This window comes from Streptomyces sp. NPDC031445 (assembly GCF_055581365.1).
Map to the genome: position 1 here is coordinate 24,786 of NZ_JBVIJO010000024.1, position 17,915 is coordinate 42,700.

General features: G+C 74.6%; 16 protein-coding genes. 10 read left to right on the forward strand and 6 right to left on the reverse strand.

Annotation, left to right across the window (positions count from 1 at the left end):
• The first annotated feature begins 263 nt into the window (after window positions 1–263).
• Complete coding sequence (locus ACZ5DC_RS38390) at window positions 264–1,781, forward strand: glutamate-cysteine ligase family protein (protein ID WP_468660756.1); 1,518 nt, start codon at window positions 264–266, stop codon at window positions 1,779–1,781.
• 158 nt (window positions 1,782–1,939) lie between these two features.
• Entirely contained in the window at window positions 1,940–2,740 is an 801-nt protein-coding gene (locus tag ACZ5DC_RS38395; protein WP_468660799.1) for a CPBP family intramembrane glutamic endopeptidase, read from the forward strand.
• 8 nt (window positions 2,741–2,748) lie between these two features.
• Here ACZ5DC_RS38395 and ACZ5DC_RS38400 read toward each other — a convergent pair whose 3' ends face one another.
• On the reverse strand, window positions 2,749–3,561 hold the full coding sequence (locus ACZ5DC_RS38400) for a PhzF family phenazine biosynthesis protein (protein ID WP_468660758.1): 813 nt from the start codon (window positions 3,559–3,561) through the stop codon (window positions 2,749–2,751).
• A 199-nt stretch (window positions 3,562–3,760) separates the two neighbouring features.
• On the opposite strand from ACZ5DC_RS38400, the gene ACZ5DC_RS38405 reads away from it, so the two are divergent.
• The 4 genes from ACZ5DC_RS38405 (at window position 3,761) to ACZ5DC_RS38420 (ending at window position 7,661) form a co-directional block, all read left to right on the forward strand.
• Window positions 3,761–4,396: a PadR family transcriptional regulator gene (locus tag ACZ5DC_RS38405; RefSeq protein ID WP_468660760.1), complete on the forward strand. Its 636-nt coding sequence runs from the start codon at window positions 3,761–3,763 to the stop codon at window positions 4,394–4,396.
• Between the two features lie 401 nt (window positions 4,397–4,797).
• Window positions 4,798–5,424 carry a Clp protease N-terminal domain-containing protein gene (locus ACZ5DC_RS38410; protein WP_468660762.1) on the forward strand — a complete coding sequence of 209 codons (627 nt, stop codon included), beginning with the start codon at window positions 4,798–4,800 and terminating at the stop codon, window positions 5,422–5,424.
• An 84-nt stretch (window positions 5,425–5,508) separates the two neighbouring features.
• The gene (locus tag ACZ5DC_RS38415) at window positions 5,509–6,513 is read left to right on the forward strand and encodes an EamA family transporter (RefSeq protein WP_468660764.1); all 1,005 of its coding nucleotides are present in this window, start codon (window positions 5,509–5,511) and stop codon (window positions 6,511–6,513) included.
• 200 nt (window positions 6,514–6,713) lie between these two features.
• Window positions 6,714–7,661 (forward strand): DMT family transporter, encoded by a 948-nt coding sequence (locus ACZ5DC_RS38420; protein ID WP_468660801.1) that lies wholly within the window; start codon window positions 6,714–6,716, stop codon window positions 7,659–7,661.
• Window positions 7,662–7,686: 25 nt separating this feature from the next.
• Here ACZ5DC_RS38420 and ACZ5DC_RS38425 read toward each other — a convergent pair whose 3' ends face one another.
• Window positions 7,687–8,367 (reverse strand): pyridoxamine 5'-phosphate oxidase family protein, encoded by a 681-nt coding sequence (locus ACZ5DC_RS38425; RefSeq protein ID WP_468660766.1) that lies wholly within the window; start codon window positions 8,365–8,367, stop codon window positions 7,687–7,689.
• A 49-nt stretch (window positions 8,368–8,416) separates the two neighbouring features.
• Between ACZ5DC_RS38425 and ACZ5DC_RS38430 the strand changes: the two genes are divergently transcribed.
• Window positions 8,417–9,748 carry an aminotransferase class I/II-fold pyridoxal phosphate-dependent enzyme gene (locus ACZ5DC_RS38430; RefSeq protein WP_468660768.1) on the forward strand — a complete coding sequence of 444 codons (1,332 nt, stop codon included), beginning with the start codon at window positions 8,417–8,419 and terminating at the stop codon, window positions 9,746–9,748.
• A 499-nt stretch (window positions 9,749–10,247) separates the two neighbouring features.
• On the opposite strand, the gene ACZ5DC_RS38435 is transcribed toward ACZ5DC_RS38430, so the two are convergent.
• Window positions 10,248–11,189: a DMT family transporter gene (locus ACZ5DC_RS38435; protein ID WP_468660770.1), complete on the reverse strand. Its 942-nt coding sequence runs from the start codon at window positions 11,187–11,189 to the stop codon at window positions 10,248–10,250.
• Window positions 11,190–11,263: 74 nt separating this feature from the next.
• On the opposite strand from ACZ5DC_RS38435, the gene ACZ5DC_RS38440 reads away from it, so the two are divergent.
• The gene (locus tag ACZ5DC_RS38440) at window positions 11,264–12,166 is read left to right on the forward strand and encodes a LysR family transcriptional regulator (RefSeq protein WP_366751783.1); all 903 of its coding nucleotides are present in this window, start codon (window positions 11,264–11,266) and stop codon (window positions 12,164–12,166) included.
• Window positions 12,167–12,181: 15 nt separating this feature from the next.
• Here the strand turns inward: ACZ5DC_RS38440 and ACZ5DC_RS38445 are convergent, their stop codons facing one another.
• The 3 genes from ACZ5DC_RS38445 to ACZ5DC_RS38455 all read right to left on the reverse strand — a co-directional run bounded on the left by ACZ5DC_RS38445 (window position 12,182) and on the right by ACZ5DC_RS38455 (window position 14,062).
• Window positions 12,182–12,652: a pyridoxamine 5'-phosphate oxidase family protein gene (locus ACZ5DC_RS38445; protein ID WP_468660772.1), complete on the reverse strand. Its 471-nt coding sequence runs from the start codon at window positions 12,650–12,652 to the stop codon at window positions 12,182–12,184.
• Between the two features lie 171 nt (window positions 12,653–12,823).
• Window positions 12,824–13,294 (reverse strand): Rieske (2Fe-2S) protein, encoded by a 471-nt coding sequence (locus ACZ5DC_RS38450; RefSeq protein ID WP_468660773.1) that lies wholly within the window; start codon window positions 13,292–13,294, stop codon window positions 12,824–12,826.
• Between the two features lie 189 nt (window positions 13,295–13,483).
• Complete coding sequence (locus ACZ5DC_RS38455) at window positions 13,484–14,062, reverse strand: fasciclin domain-containing protein (RefSeq protein WP_468660775.1); 579 nt, start codon at window positions 14,060–14,062, stop codon at window positions 13,484–13,486.
• A 365-nt stretch (window positions 14,063–14,427) separates the two neighbouring features.
• Between ACZ5DC_RS38455 and ACZ5DC_RS38460 the strand changes: the two genes are divergently transcribed.
• Entirely contained in the window at window positions 14,428–14,991 is a 564-nt protein-coding gene (locus ACZ5DC_RS38460; protein ID WP_468660777.1) for a hypothetical protein, read from the forward strand.
• Between the two features lie 138 nt (window positions 14,992–15,129).
• Window positions 15,130–17,808: a winged helix-turn-helix domain-containing protein gene (locus ACZ5DC_RS38465; protein ID WP_468660779.1), complete on the forward strand. Its 2,679-nt coding sequence runs from the start codon at window positions 15,130–15,132 to the stop codon at window positions 17,806–17,808.
• Window positions 17,809–17,915: the final 107 nt, after the last annotated feature.

Consider the following 17,915-nt stretch of genomic DNA (forward strand, 5'->3'; position numbering starts at 1 on the left):
ACCGGGCACCCGCCGCTGACCTCGTCTTACGCACCGGTAACGGTCGGCCGAATGTCGTCGGCGTTTTTCACGAGGCGTCCGGGGCACCCGAAGGTGCGAGCGCGGCATGCCCCGTGAATGTGCCGCCGGGAACATGACGACAGACTAGCGGGCGGCGGGCCCGCATGGGACGTTATCGATCGCTTCGGCTGGGCATCATCCCACGTGACCCGGGAGCCAGGCGGCCGGATCGTCGGCCCGCCCATCCGAGGAGGGACACTTCGATGGGGGAGAAGGTCGTGGCAGGGCAGTTCGACCTGTCCGATCGCCAGCGCTACCGTGAAAAGCTCCAGCAGTGCCTGACGGGACTGGAGCGGCTGCTGCGCGAGAAGCGATTCGACCGGCCCAAGAATCTCATGGGAGTCGAGATCGAGTTGAATCTCGCCGGGTCGGACGGTATGCCGAAAATGTTGAACGGGCAGGTACTGGAGCGCATCGCGAGCCGTGACTTCCAAACAGAACTCGCCATGTTCAACCTGGAGGTCAACATAGCCCCACACCGTCTGGGCGGCCGGGTATTCGACCGGCTCGCCGAAGAACTGCGCACGTCGCTCGCCTATGCCGACCGCAAGGCCGGCGAGGTGGACGCGGGCATCGTGATGATCGGCATCCTGCCCACCCTCGACCGGGACGACCTGGTCTCCTCCAACCTCTCCGATGTCGACCGCTACACGCTCCTCAACGACCAGATCGTCGCCGCGCGCGGAGAGGACTTCCGGCTCGACATCGAGGGCGTGGAGCACCTCGTCTGCACCTCGAAGTCGATCGTGCCCGAGGCCGCGTGTACCTCCCTGCAACTGCACCTGCAGGTCACCCCGGGGCGGTTCGCCGACGTGTGGAACGCGGCCCAGGCGGCCTCCGCCGCGCAGATCGCCGTCGGCGCCAACTCACCGTTCCTCTTCGGGCACGAGCTGTGGCGCGAGTCCCGGCCCCCGCTGTTCCTGCAGTCCACCGACACCCGGCCGCCCGAGCTCCAGGCGCAGGGCGTACGGCCGCGCACCTGGTTCGGCGAGCGGTGGATCACCTCCGCGCAGGACCTGTTCGAGGAGAACCTGCGCTACTTCCCGGCCCTGCTGCCGATCTGCGACGACGAGGAGCCGCTGGAGGTCGTCGAGGCCGGCGGAGTGCCGGCACTCTCCGAACTCGTGCTGCACAACGGCACGATCTACCGCTGGAACCGGCCGGTGTACGGCATCGCCGACGGCGTCCCGCACCTCAGGGTGGAGAACCGGGTGCTGCCGGCCGGGCCCACCATCACCGACGTGATCGCCAACGCGGCCTTCTACTACGGCCTCGTCCGCGCCCTCGCCGAGGAGTCCCGGCCGGTGTGGACGCGGCTGCCGTTCGCCGCGGCCGAGGCGAACTTCGACGCGGCGTGCCGGTACGGCATCGACGCGCGCTTCGTCTGGCCCCGGCGGGGGCGGTACGGCGGCACGGGCGAGGTCGACGCGGTCACGCTGGTCCGCGACGAGCTGCTGCCGCTCGCCGCGGCCGGGCTGGACGCGTGGGGTGTGGAGGCCGCCGACCGGGACCTCTACCTGGGCGTGATCGAGGAGCGCTGCCGGCGCCGGGTCAACGGGGCGTCCTGGCAGGCGGCCACCTTCCACCGGGCGCTGGAGCAGGGGATGTCACGGCAGGCGGCCCTGGCGGCGACGACACGGCGGTACGCCGAGCTGATGCACGTGGGGGAGCCGGTGCACACATGGCCGGTGGGCCTGCCGGAACCGGTACCGCTGGGCTGAGCGCGGGGCTCCGTCCGTCGTGAAGCCGGCCCGCGCGCCGTCGTGAGGCCGCGTGCGGAGCCGGCTTCGCGGGGCATCCCGCGCCTCGTGAGGCCGCTTCTGCGATCCTTGCCAGGCGAAAGGTGGGCCAGGGGCCCGTGAGCCGGCTGGAGGCAGGGGTGCAGGTGGAGGCTGACTCGGTGGCCGATTCCGCGGCGCGGGGGCGTGATCCGCGGCGGATACTGCGGGACGAGACGCTGCTGGTGCTCGCGCTCTCGCTCGGGGCGAGCGGGGTGTCCGCGCTGATCAGCTTCATCGGCTCGGTCACCAAGCCGGGCGGGCTCAAGGACCAGGCGGCCACCCTCAACGCCTCCGCCGCACCGGGCCGCCCCTGGCTGGACCTGGCCTGGCAGCTCTTCGGCATCGCCACCGCGCTGGTGCCCGTGGCGCTCGTCGCCCACCTGCTGCTGCGCGAGGGCGCGGGTCTGCGCACCCTCGGCTTCGACCGCACCCGCCCCTGGCCCGACCTCGCCCGTGGCGCCGGCATCGCGGCCGTGATCGGCAGCACCGGCATCGCCTTCTACCTCGCCGCCCGCGGCCTCGGCTTCAACCTCACCGTCGTACCCGAGGCACTGCCGGACGTGTGGTGGAAGTACCCGGTGCTGATCCTCTCCGCGTTGCAGAACGCGGTCCTGGAGGAGGTCATCGTCGTCGGCTATCTGCTGCGCAGGCTGGGGCAGCTGGGCTGGACCCCGGGGACCGCGCTGGTGGCCAGCGCGGTCCTGCGCGGTTCGTACCACCTCTACCAGGGCATCGGCGGCTTCGTCGGCAACATGGTCATGGGCGTGGTGTTCGTCTTCTTGTACCGCCGCTGGGGCCGCGTCGGCCCGCTGGTCGTCGCCCATTCCCTGCTCGACATCGGCGCGTTCGTCGGCTACGCCCTCCTCGCGGGCAAGGTGGGCTGGCTGCCGACCGCCTGAGCCGCTTCTCAGGCGCGCAGTTCGCCGTCGACGACCGTCACGGCGAAGCCGGTGAGCAGGGTGCGCTCGCCCCGCAGCCCGGTGCGGACCAGCCCGGTGCGGCGGGACGCCTGGAGTCCGGTGAGGTCGTCGCGGCCGAGGCGGGCGGACCAGTGCGGGGCGAGCGCGGTGTGGGCGCTGCCGGTCACCGGGTCCTCGTCGATGCCGACGTTCGGGAAGAAGCAGCGCGAGACGAAGTCGTAGCCCCGGGACGGGTCGTCGGCGCGGGCGGTGGCGATGATGCCGCGCGCGGAGTAGGCGCCGAGGGCCCGGTGGTCGGGGGAGAGGGCCAGCACCGTCTTCTCGTCGGTGAGTTCCACCAGCAGGTCGCCGACGTTCGGGCCGGTGTCGAACGCGGCGACCGGGCCCGCCCCGAGGGCCTCGGCGACCCCGGCCGGGATCTCGACCGGGGTGAGCGGGGCGGTCGGGAAGTCGAGGGTGACCGAGCCGTCCGCGCCGGGCGTGGCGATCAGTACGCCGCTGCGGGTGGCGAACCGCACCGGGCCCTCGTGGGCGCCGGTGGTGTGCAGGACGTGGGCCGTGGCGAGGGTGGCGTGACCGCACATCGCGACCTCGGTGACCGGCGTGAACCAGCGCAGCGCCCAGTCCGCCTCGCCGCCCGCGGGCAGTCGGTGCGCGAACGCGGTCTCGGCGTGGTTGACCTCCATGGCGACGTTCTGGAGCCAGTCGTCGTCCGGGAAGACGTCGTCCAGGAGCAGGACTCCCGCCGGGTTGCCGGCGAAGGGGCGGTCGGTGAAGGCGTCGACGATTCGGATGCGCATGGCGCCGACGCTAGCGGTTGCGAGGGCCCTCGTACCAAGGCCAATCCGGCGGCCCCGGACTGATTCCCGCCCCGCCCGTCCCGTCCCCGCTCGTTCGGCAAGGGGGTTGTCCCGCGACCGGTTCCGATATATCGTTGAAGCATCGCGAACGATACGCGATGCATACGTGACAGATCAACGATGGAATGGAGTGAGCGCGATGCGCACCCACGGTTTCGAGCGTGGACACCGGCACGAGGGCCCCGGACGGCGGGGCATGGGCGGCTTCGGCGGGTTCGACGGGCGGCGGGCCGCCTTCGGGCCCTTCGGCCCGGGCGGTCCGGGCTTCGGTCCCGGTGGGCCCGGTTTCGGTCCGGGCCCCTGGGGGCCGCGTGGACGGGGCGGCCCGCGCGGGCGGGCGCGGCGCGGTGACGTACGCGCCTCGATCCTGGCCCTGCTCAAGGAACGGCCCATGCACGGCTACGAGATGATCCAGGAGATCGCCGAACGCAGCGGCGGCGCCTGGAAGCCCAGCCCCGGTTCGGTCTACCCCACCCTCCAACTGCTGGAGGACGAGGGCCTGATCGTCAGTGAGAGCGAGGGCGGCAAGAAGCTGTTCTCCCTGACCGACAGCGGACGGACCGCCGCCGACGAGGGGCCGGACGCCCCCTGGGAGGAGGCCTCGCGCGGAGTCGACTGGGAGGCCCTCACCGAGATCCGCCAGGCCGGCTTCGGGCTGATGGAGGCCTTCGGCCAGGTGTGGAAGACCGGCAGCAAGGAGCAGCGCGAGAAGGCGCTCGCCGTCGTCAACGACGCCCGCAAGAAGCTGTACCTCATCCTCGCCGACGAGCACTGAACCCCCTGGGCGAGAGCCGCCGGCCGTGGCGCCCCGCGCGGACAGCGCGGGGCGCCTTCGTCTTCGCTCGTCCCGGCCCGGCCCGCCAGGCCGTCCGGCTCGCGCGGCGACTCCTTCAGGGCGGCCGTCGCCGGGCCCCTGGGCCCGCCCGCCGTCAGCGACACCGCGGCACGGGTGAACTCCCGTCGGTCCGGACCGTCCTGGCGCCCCGTCCGAGGGCAGCGTGCAGCGGGTGGCGTGAACCGTCGGAATCCGCGCGGGAGAGTGCCGTTCGTGCGCGGGAGCGGTCAGATCTCCTCCGCGAGGATGAGATCCGGGCCGGCGATGTCCTCTCGGCGTGGGACGCGGAAATGGTTCCCCTCGTGGATGCCCCGTCCCTTCGCGGCTGATGGGGTGGGGATGTGCAACCCCGTACAGCCCACCGGACCGCCGACGACGAAGCGGTTCCGCATCCGGACGGCGCCGCCGGGCTCGGTACCGAGCTCGCGGCGGTGCTGGCCGCTGCCCGCCGCAGGGCCGTGCGGGACAGGGACCGGCACACCGACACCGCCCATCTGCTGCACGCCCTGCTGGAACACGACCCCGAGGCCCGCGCCGCCGTCGGGGGCCCGCAGCGGCTCGCCCGGGTCCTCGGCTACCTGGTGCAGCGCAGCATCGGCTACGGGCTGCGCTGGCAGGGCAGCGTGGAGGACTCCGGCGCGCTGCCCCGCGTCCCCGCCCCGGCCGGTCCCGCCGACGCCGCGGGTTCCGCCGGACCCGCCGGCACCGTGGGCGCGAGCGGTTCCGGCCGGGAGGCCGAGGGCTGGTCCCCGGCCGCGTCGGCCGCGCTCGCGGACGCCCGCGCGCGTGCCCGGCGGCGGGGCGCCGCCCGGGCCGGCGGCACGGACCTGCTCGCGGCGCTCGCCGCGGACCCCCGGTCCCGGGCGGTCGAGGTCCTCGAACGCGCCGGCATCCCCGCCCGCGAACTGTCCGCGCGGATCGAGGCGGGAGCGGACGTGCGCACCGACGAGGACGGGGCCGCCCGCTGACCCTCCGGTCACCCGTTCAGCCGTCGTCCACCAACTGAGACAGGTGTCATCAGGAGTGACGCTCCTGTCGTCGCCTGTCATCATGTGCCGGTGCATACGTCTGTGAGCAGTCAGGGCAGTCCCGGCAGGGGAGCCGGGCTCGGTCTCGCGCTCGGGTCGGCGCTGGCCTTCGGCGGGTCCGGGGTGGCCGCCAAGCCGCTGATCGAGGCGGGACTCGACCCGCTCCACGTGGTGTGGCTGCGGGTGGCGGGCGCCGCCTTGGTGATGCTGCCGGTCGCGGTCCGGCACCGGGCGCTGCCGCGCTGCCGGCCCGCGCTGCTCGCCGGGTTCGGGCTGCTCGCCGTCGTCGGTGTCCAGGCCTGTTACTTCGCCGCGCTCTCCCGCATCCCGGTCGGCGTGGCCCTGCTCGTCGAGTACCTCGCTCCCGCCCTGGTGCTCGGCTGGGTGCGGTTCGTGCAGCGGCGGCCCGTCAGCCGCGCGGCCGCGCTCGGCGTGGTCCTCGCCGCCGGCGGCCTCGCCTGCGTGGTCGAGGTCTGGTCCGGCCTGAGCTTCGACGCGCTGGGCCTGGTGTTCGCCCTCGGCGCCGCCTGCTGCCAGGTCGGCTACTTCGTCCTGTCCGACCAGGGCAGCGACGCGGGTGACGCGGCGCCGGACCCGCTCGGTGTCATCGCCTACGGGCTGCTGACCGGCGCCGCCGTGCTGACCGTGGTGGCCCGCCCCTGGGACATGGACTGGTCGGTGCTGGGCGGCTCCGCGCGCCTGAACGGCACCGCCGTACCCGCGGCCGCCCTGCTCGCCTGGGTCGTGCTGGTCGCCACGGTGATCGCGTACGTCACCGGCGTGCTGTCCGTGCGCCGGCTCTCGCCGCAGGTCGCCGGGGTCGTCGCCTGTCTGGAGGCGGTCATCGCGACCGTGCTGGCCTGGGTGCTGCTCGGCGAGCACCTGTCCGCGCCGCAGGTCGCCGGGGGCGCGGTCGTCCTGGCCGGCGCGTTCGTCGCGCAGTCCGCCACCCCGGCCGGGGACCCGTCGGGGCCGGTCGCCTCGGGCGGCGCCGAAAGGGAGTTGTCCGCCCGCGGTACGGCCGCCTAGAGTCCGGACCATGGCGCACACCGCACTCGTCCTCTCACCCCCGGCCGCCTGAGGCGGGCCCGCGGATCCCGCCCGGCGCGTGCGCGCCGGGCCGGACGGTGCTGCCCGCAGACGAAGTCCGTGCGCCCCGCCCGAGCGGGGACGCTCCCGAACTTCCGCACCTCCACGTGCGCTTCTGCGGAGAGATTGCCTTGTCGACCTTGTCGCACCCCGCTTCAGGCCTGCCCGTCGGGCGTGGCCTGCTCTACCTGATCGTCACCGGTGCCGCCTGGGGCACCGCGGGCGCCGCCGCCTCGCTGGTCTACCGGACCAGCGACATGGGCGCCTTCGCCCTCTCGTTCTGGCGCTGCGCGCTGGGGCTCGCCCTGCTGCTGGCCGGCCGGCTGCTGCGGCCGCGCGCCCGCCGTACGGCCCCGGCCCGCTCCGTGCGCCGCACCCTCACCAGGGCGCTGGCCACCGGGCTCGGCCTGGCCGTCTTCCAGACCGCGTACTTCGCGGCCGTGGCGTCGACCGGGCTGGCCGTGGCCACCGTCGTCACCCTCGGCGCGGGTCCCGTGCTCATCGCGCTCGGCGCCCGGCTGCTGCTCGGCGAACGGCTGGGCGCGGGGGGTGCCGCGGCGGTCGCCGGCGCGCTCGCCGGGCTGGCCGTGCTCACCTTCGGCGGCTCGGCCACGACCGTACGCCCGGCGGGTGTGCTGCTGGCCCTGGCCTCGGCGGCGGGCTACGCCGTGATGACCCTGCTCACCCGCTGGTGGGGGAGGGGCGGCGGCGCCGACGCCGCCGGCACCACGGTGGGCGCCTTCGCCGTGACCAGCTTGTTCCTGCTGCCGTTCGCGGCGGGGGAAGGGCTGCTCCCGCACACCGCCCCCCCGGCCCGGCTGCTGTGGCTGCTGCTGTACATCGCCGCCGTGCCCACGGCCCTCGCGTACGCGTTCTACTTCGCCGGAGCCGCCGTCGTCCGGTCCGCGACCGTCTCCGTGATCATGCTGCTGGAGCCGGTGACCGCGGCCGTGCTCGCCGTCGTCCTGCTCGGCGAACGGCTCACGGCGACCACGGCGGCGGGCACGCTGCTGATGCTCGGCGCGGTCGCGGGCCTGGCCGTGGGCGAGGCCCGCGGGGCCGGCCGGCGGGAACCCGCGCCGGTGTGAGCCGCCGCGGTGTGTCCCGCCGCGGCTACAGCGCCGCCAGGTAGTCCGGCAGCTCGACGCCGGGCGCCAGGTCGGCGTTGCGGACCGGAGCCTCGTAACCCTTGCGGAGCGGGACGACCCCGGCCCAGTGCGGCAGGTCCATGTCCTCGGGCTCGTCGTCGGCGCCGCCGCTGCGGACCTTGGCCGAGACCTCCTCCAGGTCCAGGCGGATGACCGCGGTGGCGGCCAGCTCCTTCTTGTTCCCGGGCCGGGAGTCGGCGGCCCGGCCCGGTACGACGTGGTCGACCAGCGCGTCCAGGGCCAGCCGCCGCTCCTCGGGGTCGGTGACCTCGTACGCGGTGCCGTGCACCACGACCGAGCGGTAGTTGATCGAGTGGTGGAAGGCGGAGCGGGCCAGCACCAGCCCGTCGACGTGGGTGACCGTCAGGCACACCGGCAGGCCCGGGTCCCTCTGGCCGGTCATCCGCAGCGGCCGGGAGCCGGTCGAGCCGTGCACGTAGAGCCGCTCGCCGACCCTGCCGTACAGCGTCGGCAGCACCACCGGGGCGCCGTCCCGGACGAAGCCGAGGTGGCAGACGTACCCCTCGTCCAGGATCGCGTGGACCAGCTCCTTGTCGTAGGACGCCCGCTCGGCGGAGCGCGTGGGCACGGTCCGGTCGGTCGGTGTGTAGGCGGCGGCCCGCGTGTCCTCGGTCGTGCCCTGCATGGCGTCCCCTCCAGTGGCGGCAGTTTTGCACTAGTGCATAATGGTGTTTGTGCTAGGAGAATATCGGATCACCGGGCGCGGCGCAGCCGAGATCGCGGCCGGCGTCGAGCAGGCGGTCGGCACCGGCGAGCTGCGACCGGGCCAGGCCCTGCCCCCCATGCGGGAGTTGGCGGGCCGGCTGGGAGTGAACGCGAACACGGTGGCCGCCGCCTACCGCATCCTGCGCGAACGCGGGGTGATCGAGACGGCCGGCCGCCGGGGAAGCCGGGTCCGCCCCAAGCCGGCCACCACCGGCCGCGAGCAGTTGCGCGTGGAGGTGCCCCCCGGGGGCCGGGACCTCTCCACGGGCAATCCCGACCCGGCCCTGCTGCCCCGCCTGGCCCCGGCCCTGGCCGCCGCGGCGGAACAGGGCGACCGCCGGCCCGTCCGCTACGGCGACGACCCCGTGGACGCGGACCTCGCCCGCCTCGCCCGCGCCGAACTCGACGCCGACGGCGTCCCGGCGGGTCCGCTGACCGTGACCTCCGGCTCCCTCGACGCCGTCGAACGCGTCCTCACCGCGCACCTCAGGCCCGGTGACACGGTCGCCGTCGAGGACCCGGGCTGGGGCAGCCTCCTCGACCTCGTCCCCGCCCTGGGGCTGCACACGGCGCCGGTCGGCGTGGACGACGACGGACCGCGCGCCGACGACCTGCGCCGCGCCCTGGAGTCCGGCGCCCGCGCCCTGATCGTCACCGACCGGGCCCAGAACCCGACCGGCGCCTCGGTCACCGCCCCGCGCGCGCGTGCCCTGCGCGCGGTGCTGCGGGAGCATCCGGGGACCCTGCTCGTCGAGGACGACCACGGCCACGGCATCGTCGACCTGCCGCTGCACCCCCTCGCGGGCGTCACCCGGCACTGGGCCCTCGTCCGCTCCGCCGCCAAGGCCTACGGCCCCGACCTGCGCCTCGCCGTCCTGACCGGGGACCCCGTCACCGTGGACCGGGTCCGCGGCCGCCAGCGCCTGGGTCCCGGCTGGGTCAGTCTCCTCCTGCAACGGGCCGTGGCCCACCTGTGGACCCACGGCGCCGTCGACCGGGCGGCGGTGGCGGAGGCGTACCGGGCCCGCAGGACCGGCCTGGTCGACGCGCTGGCGGAGCGGGGGATCGTCGCGCACGGCCGCAGCGGCATGAACGTCTGGGTCCCGGTACCCGACGAGACGGGAGCCATCGCCCGCCTGCTCCAGCGGGGCTGGGCGGTCGCCCCGGGCGCCCGCTTCCGGCTGGCCTCGCCACAGGCGGTCCGCATCACGATCTCACCGCTCACCGAGGACGACATCGCCCCGCTGGCCGACGCGGTGGCGGCGGCGGTACGCCCGTCCCCGGCCCGCGTCTACGGCTGACGGCGCCGGGGAAGGGGGCGCGGGGAAGGGGGGCGCGGGGAAGGGGGGCGTGGCCGCGAGGCGCTAGGCAGGCCGCGGCGGGTCTGCGCCCTCGCGCCCCGCACGGCGTGCCCGCGCCCCCTGCCGGGGTGCGGCAGGTCCGCGCCCTCGCGCCCTGCTGGGATGGGGTGGGTCTGCGTTCTGGTGCGCTGCTGGGCCGGGGTGGGTCTACGTTCTTGTGCACTGCTGGGTCAGGGCGGGCCTTGGCCCTCGCGCCCTGCCGCGTCTCGGCGTGCCTTCGCCCTCGCGCCCTGCTGGGTCAGGGGGCCTGCGCCCTTACGTCCTGTCGTGTCACGGCGGGTTCGTGCCTCCGCACACTGCCGCGTCACGGCGGGTCCGCGCCCCCGCGTCTCGTCGGGTCACGGCGGCCCGGCACCCCGCACCCCGCCGCGTCACGGCCGGCCCTCGCCCCTTCGCCCCGCCGTGTCTCGACAGGCCCGCGCGCCCTCGCCCCGCCGTGTCACGCGCCCTTGCCCCGTATCTGGGTGAGCGCGGCGCCCGCCAGTACGATCACCGCCCCCACCGGCGTGGTCCACCGGAGGGACTCCCCGAGGATCGCGACGCCCGCGGCCGTGGCGATGACGGGGATGAAGTAGGTCACCATCTGGGCGGTGGTGGGCCCGACCTCGGCGACGAGCCCGTACTGGATCAGCACCGCCAGCCCGGTCCCCAGCGCGCCCAGGGCGGCGATCGCCAGCAGCGGCACGACGGCGAAGTGGTCCGGGACGCTGGTGAACAACGGCGTCACCACGGCCAGTTGCACGGTCGCCAGCAGCAACTGGCCCCCGGTCATCGACAGATGGGAGTTCCCCGTGCCGGCCAGCGTGCGCCGCACGTAGATCCAGCCGACCGGGTAGCTCAGCGAGGCCAGCAGGGCCATCGCGGTACCCGTGGCGTCCAGCCCGTGGAAGCCCTGCCAGGCGCCGAGCACGGTGAGGACGCCCAGGAAGCCAAGGCCGAGCCCGGCGACGCGCACCCGGGTCGGCCGGTCCTCGGACAGGGCGACCACGGACAGGGCCATGCCCCACAGGGGGGACGTGGCGTTGCAGATGCCGGCCAGGGTGGACGGGATCGTCAGCTCGGAGTAGGCGAACAAGGAGAACGGCAGGGCGTTCAGCAGGAACGCGGCGACCGCCATGTGCCCCCACAGGCGGGCCCCGCGCGGCAGCCGCTCCCGCTTCACCGCCATCGCCGCCACCAGTACCGCCGTGCCGAACACCAGCCGTCCGAGGGTGACCTGGAAGGGCGCGTACCCGCCGGTCCCGACCTTGATCAACAGGAAGCTGAAGCCCCAGATCAGGGACAGGGCGCCGAAGCGGAGCCGCCAGTCGAGGCGGGCGCGCGGCCGGGAGGGGGCGGGGGACTGGGACCTGGTGGGGGTCGATGCGGTGACCGTGCTCATGGTCTCCACGATGCTGGAGACGACCTCGTAGCACAATCGAGATTTTCCACCTGGTACCTCTTAGAATCGCTTACATGTTGAACCTGGAGCGCCTGCGCACCCTCGACGCCCTGTCCCGGCACGGCTCGGTCAGCGCCGCCGCCGACGCGCTGCACGTCACCACGTCCGCGGTCTCGCAACAGCTCGGCAAGCTGGAGCGGGAGGTCGGCCAGCAGCTCCTCGCCAAGAACGGCCGGGGCGTACGGCTCACGGACGCCGGCCGGCTGCTGTCGGAGCACGCGGCGCGCATCCTGTCGCAGGTCGAGCTGGCCCAGTCCGACCTGGAGGCGCACCGCGGCCAGGTCGTCGGCGAACTGAGGCTGTCGGCGTTCCCGACCGCCGCCCGGGGTCTGTTCCCCGCCGCGCTCGGCGCCCTGCGCGTCGAGCACCCCGGACTGCGCGTGCGCTCCAGCGAGCTGGAGCCGGAAGCGGGCATCGCCGGGGTGGTGCGCGGCGATCTCGACCTCGCGGTGGTCCTGGACTGGTACAACAAGCCGATGCCCGTGCCCGACGGCCTGGTCAAGGCGCCCCTGCTGGACGACCCGGCCGAAGTCGCCATGCCCGCGACGCACCGGCTCGCGGACCGCGACGAGGTGGACCTCACCGAGTTCGCCGAGGACGAGTGGATCACCTGGGGCGAGGGCGAGTTCTGCCACGAGTGGCTGATGTTCACCCTGCGGTCCAAGGGCGTCGAGCCGATCGTCGGCCACCGCGCGGGCGAGACCCACACTCAGCTCGGACTCGTCGCGGCCGGGCTGGGCGTGTGCATCGCGCCGCTGCTGGGCCGGCACCCGGTGCCCGAGGGCGTGGTCCTGGTGCCGCTCAGGCAGCGCGTGCGCCGCCACGTGTACGTGGTCTGGCGGGCGGACGCCGACCGCCGCCCCTCCATCCGCGCGGCCGTCGAGGCACTGCGGACGGCGGCCCGGAAACTGGGCTGAGCGCAGCGGTCCCGGCTACGCCCCGCCGAGCTTCCGGAAGTCCCAGGAGACCATCGTGTCCGGGGTCAGCCGGGCCCAGGCGTGCCGGCCGTCGTGCGGCATCTCGTCCAGACCGAAGTTCTTGCGCGCGAACAGCGTCTCGGCGGTGTCCAGTTCGGCGCACAGCTCGCCCCGGCGCGGCACCTCGCCGACGAACTCCACCCGGCCGGACAGCTCGACCCCGCGCAACTGGTCGTACTCCTCGCCGGAGTCCACGACGACAGCCACCCGGGGGTCGCGGCGCAACTGCGCCCAGCGCCGGCTGCGCACCACCGAGTACAGCCACAGCGACGTGCCGTCCCAGGCGAACCACAGCGCGCTGACGTGCGGTGCGCCGTCGGCCGAGACGGTCGCCACCCGGCAGGTGCGCTGTGAGGTGAGGAACTCGTCCAGCTCACCGGGCGTCATCATGATCTTCCGGCCCCGGCGCTGCTGTGTGACGGTCATGCGGCCCCCTCTTCTCCCACGTCCTGTCAGCGAACCAAAGGCGATCCTCTGACATCGCGTCAGAGGAGAGAAGCCGTCGTCCCTGCCGACGCCGGCGCGGGGGTGCCCGTCGGCCACACCCCCGCGCTGCTCGGCTCCTTCAAGAGGACAGGCGGACGGCGTTGCGCCCGCTCAGGCCAGCGTGATCTCGTCGCCGGACACAGTGATCTTCGCCGCGGGCAGCGGCTGCGTCGCGGGCCCCTTCTTCACGCTGCCGTCCGTCACGGAGAACTCGCTGTTGTGGCACGGGCAGACGATCACGCCGTTCGCCACGCTGCCCACCGCGCAGCCCTGATGGGTGCACTTGGACGAAAAGGCCTTGTAGGTGCCGGCCGACGGCTGGGTGACCACGACGCCCTGGTCCTTGAAGATCTTGCCGCCGCCCTCCGGGATGTCGGCGGTCCTGGCCAGCGCGGAGCCACCGGTGGTGTCGGCGCCGTCCTGCGCGGAACCACCCGACCCCGAGCCGGTGTCGGCGGCGCCGGACGAGTCGTCGTCCGAACCGCAGGCGGTCAGCGCGGCGGCGAGCCCCGCCGCACCGGCCGCCGCCATGACGGTACGGCGGGCCGGTCCCACAGCGGGGTGCAGGGATGGGCTGGTCATCTGGGGGTTCCCTTCGGCGGAGCTTCTCCTGGTCCGTCATGGGGTACGGCCCGCGGACGGCGGCCGTTCAGACGGGTACCCGGATCCTTGCAGCCCGGTGATGAAGGGACCGTCAGGCACGGCTGTGAGCTTCCCCGTTACCGGGCCCCCGGGGGGGGCACCCCGAGGGCCGGCAGCGGGAGCGTCGGGTCAGGACGGGGGCCGGAGAACCGCGTCGACGACGTAGATGGTGGCGTTGGCGGTCTTGATGTTGCCGCAGACGATGTTCGCCTTGCCGTTGACCTTGAAGTGGGTACCCGAGCCCGACGTCGTCAGCTTGCCGCCCTCCAACGTCGTGAAGGAACCCTTGGACAGCTGGCCGGGGGTGATCCGCTGGCCGACGACGTGGTAGCCCAGCACCTTCTTCAGCTGCCCCTCGTTCTTCAGCAGCGCGGCGAGCTGCGACGCGGACACCTTCTTGAAGGCCTGGTTGTCGGGGGCGAAGACGGTGATGCCGGATTTCCCGTCGAGGGCATTGCCCAGCCTCGCCCGGACCGTCGCCGCCACCAGCTGGCTCAGCTCGGGGTAGGCGGCCGCCGCCTCCACCACCTTGTCCCTGGCCGTGTCGGCCTTCTGGGAGAGCGACGAGCAGCCGGGACCGAACGTCCCCGACGGGCTGGGAGAGGCATCCTGGGCGTGGCTCTGCGACGCCAGCCCTCCGAGCGCGAGCGGAACGGCGACCAGAGCCGCCCCGGTGGCCCTTGCTGTACGCATGCGGGTGAACCTCATCGCGACCTTCCTCCCGTGGAGGTGTGAGCACTGCGACGGTGCGGACCGCGGAACTGCCCGGTTCCGCCCCGGCGGGGCGGGGCGCGCGCCGCGCCGGGCCATGGGCCGTTCCACCCGGCCACTCAGCGAGCGTAACCAGCGGGCGCTGATGACCGCATCTCGAAGCGTGGGCCCCGCGACAGCCCCCGCTCGCGGAGAACACGCCGGTCGCGGCCGTGCACCGTGCCGGACGAACTGCGCTCCCGCGCCGGGCCGTCGGGCACTTCCCGCCACTCGACCGACCGCGTGCCCGTCTGCGGGCACAACGGGTGACGCGTTCGGCGTGGACCGCCGTACCCGCCCCCGCGAGCCGTTGACTGAGAGGTGTGATCAGGCTTGGTACGGCGCTCGCAGGCATCGGCGGAGCCCTCGGCGGAGGCTTCCTCGGGGCGACAGCCCACTACGCGGTCAGGACCCTGGCACAGCGCCACAGGGACGAGCAGTCGGGGCTGCGGGCCCAGCGGCAGGCCGTCCACCAGCAGTTCAGGCAGGTGTGCGCGGCGCGGGACTGGGTGGCCGGGCTGCCCGAGCCGGCCGGGGCGGCGGCCTCACCCGAGCACCGGCACCAGACCGAGGCGGAAGCGGTCCGGCACGGCGAGGAGTGCCACGCCGTCTGGGACACCGCCCAGGCGGACATCGACAGCGGCGAGGTCCGCGCGGCCATGGCCGCCCTCGACCGGGAAGTCACGGCTGTCCTGGGCCGGGTGGCGAAGGGCGACTCCTCGCCGGACCTGAGCGGGCTTCAGCAGCGTCTCGACGAACTGGCGGCCGCCGCGAAGCACCGGCTGACCACCCGTCTCGGCGAACCCTCCCGCCGGCTGACGCGCTTTCGAAGGGGCGGCGAGGCCGGCGGCCACCACGAGCCCCGGCGGTCCGGGAGGGTAGGCTGAAGCGGAAGGGCGCCGTCCGCACTCTCCGCCGGCGCTCGTCACAGCCGGCGCCGGCGAGCCTCCCGGTCCCCGCTGTACCCAGGGCAGTTCTCCCCTTCCCGCGTCGTCCACCGGGCGACGACCGAGGTGGTGAGGAGCATGGCCGTACCGGGCGGGACCGGACGGGCGCCGGACGCGCCACACGCCGATCCCCGAGGGGACCCGTTCCTGCGGACGCAGTTCGCCGTACCGGCGCGCCCCGTGACGTACCTGCGGCGTGACCGGCTGACCGTGCACCTCGACGAGGCCCTGCTGACCCCGCTGACGGTGGTCCACGGAGCCGCCGGAGCGGGCAAGACCCTGCTGGCCGCCGACTGGGTCTCCACCCGGCACGAGCCCGTCGCCTGGCTCACCGCCCAGGTGGCCGACAGGGGAGGCGGCACCTTCTGGGCGTACCTGCTGGAGGCCCTGCGCCTCGCCGGCGTGCCGATGTCCGCCGACGTCGGCCTCCCCGCCTCGGCCGGCCGCGCGGACGACAGGCTGCTCACGCGGCTCGCCGCCGGACTGGGCACCCGGAACACCCCGGTGATCCTCGTCATCGACGAGTACGACCGGGTGACCGACCCGGAGATCGCGGACCAGCTGGAATTCGTCCTCCGCCAGGCGGGCCACGGCATGCGCCTGGTCCTCGTCACCCGCACCGAGCCCCTCCTGCCGCTGCACCGCTACCGGGCGGCCGGCACCGTCACGGAGATCAGGAACGCCGAGCTGGCCCTCACCCCCGACGAGGCCGCCGCTCTGCTGGCGCTGCACGGCCTGCGCCTGCCGGCCGACGACGTCGGCGCCCTGGTGGAGCGCACCCGTGGCTGGGCGGCCGGGCTGCGGCTGTGCGCCCTGGCCGCGCGGGGGGAGACGGACCCGCGGACGTTCCTCAAGGAGTTCGAGGCCGACCGCACCACGATCGCCGACTTCCTGCTCGCCGAGGTGCTCAAACGGCAGCCGCCCGGGACGCAGGACCTGCTGCTGCGGGTCAGCGTCCTCGACCGCTTCTGCCCCGGCCTCGCCAACGCCCTCACCGGTCGCACCGACGCCGAACGCGTCCTGACCGCCCTGCACGGCCAGAACGCCTTCGTCGAGTACCTCGGGCACGCCTGGTTCCGTCTCCACCCGCTGTTCGGTGAGATCCTCCGCGCCCACCTGCGGGTGCGCTCGCCGGAGCTGGAAGCCGAGCTGCATCGCCGGGCGGCACACTGGCTGCGGCGCTCGGGGTCCCTCGGCGAAGCGCTCGGCCACGCGGCCGCGGCGGAGGACTGGGACAGCGCCGCCGGCGCCCTCATCGGCGACCTCGCCCTGGGGGAGCTCTTCACCGGCCTGCACTCCGGTGATCTGGCCCGGCTGTTCTCCCGCATGGGGCCCGAGCCCACCGGTCCGGCCACGGACCTCGTCCGCGCGGCCTGCGCACTGTCCCGCTGCGAGGTCGCGCGGGGCTCCTCCCGCCTGCGACGGGCGGTACAGGCCCTGGCGTCGCAGGACGGACCGGCGGAGGGCGATCCGGCCGACCTGGCCGTGACCCGGCTGAGCTGCGCCTTGCTGGAAACCCTGGTGGCCCGCCTGACGGGGGCGCCGGAACGGGCGGAGAGGGCGGCCCGCCTCGCCGAGCGGGTGCGGCGCGAAGTGCCGGGCACGCTGCTGGAGGCGCACCCCGAGCTGACGGCACTCCTGCTCACCCACCTCGGCTCGGCACGCCTGTGGGCGGGCCGCGTCCGGGCCGCCCGAGCGGCCCTGACCACGGTGGTCGACGCCGACGGGACGGGAGCGACGGCGCAGGCGCGCCGGGAGTGTATGGGCCACCTGGCCCTGATCGACTACCTGCAAGGCTGGCCGGGCAGAGCCGAGCGCACGGCGCTGGCCACGGTCGCCCCGGCGGGCCGCGGCGGCCCGCCCCCCGCCCCCGGGCCGGGGCTGGCATCGCTGGTCCTGGCCGCGGTGGCCGTCGAACGCGACGAGCTGGACCGGGCCGAGGCGCTCCTCGACGCGGCGGTGGACGCGCGGCACCCGCCGCCGGACCCGGTGACGCAAGCGGCGCGGGCCCTCGTCACCGGGCGGATCCTGCTGGCCCGCGGCGACGCGCAGGCCGCGCTCGAAGCGGCGGACCGGGCCGTCGTGGCCGACGTGGCGTCCCCGTGGGCCGCCGCGCACACGGCGTGCGTGGCCGCCGCCGCCCACCTCGCCGCGAACCGTCCGGAGACGGCCGTCAGGCTGCTGCACGACGTGCCCGGTGACGAGCCGGTGTGCCTCGTGGGCGCCGCGGAGGCGGAACTGGCCGCGGGCAGACCCGAGGCCGCGGCCGAACTGCTCGGCAGGCTACGGCCACGGGCCGGCATCGGCCCCGCCGTCACCGTACGGGCCGCACTGCTCGGAGCCCGGCTGGCAGGCGAGCACGGAGACCACGCCGCCGAGCGCGGACTCGTCTCGCGGGCGCTGCGGGAAGCCCGCCGCGAGCGGCTGCGGCGCCCCTTCGTGGACGCCGGGCCGTGGCTGCGCACACTGCCGCTGGACGCGCCGGCCGGGGCCCGGCCCCCCACCGGATCGCCGCGCCGCGACGCCCCGGCGTGCGGCGGGCAGCGAGCGGCGCCGCCGGTGGTCGAGGAGCTGAGCGGACGGGAACGCGACGTCGTCCGCCGGCTGGCGCAGATGATGTCCACGGAGGAGATCGCCGCCGACCTGTACGTGTCGGTGAACACGGTCAAGACCCACCTCAAGAGCGCCTACCGGAAGCTGGGCGTGAACCGGCGTCACGACGCGGTGCGCCGCGCACGGGAACGCGGACTCCTGTGACGGCACGCGCGTGAGCGGGCGCACCGGACCGGTCCGGCCCTACCGCCCGAGCGGCGGGCGGTATCACCTCCCACGGGCGAAGCGGCGCGGCGCACGGAGCCGGAGGA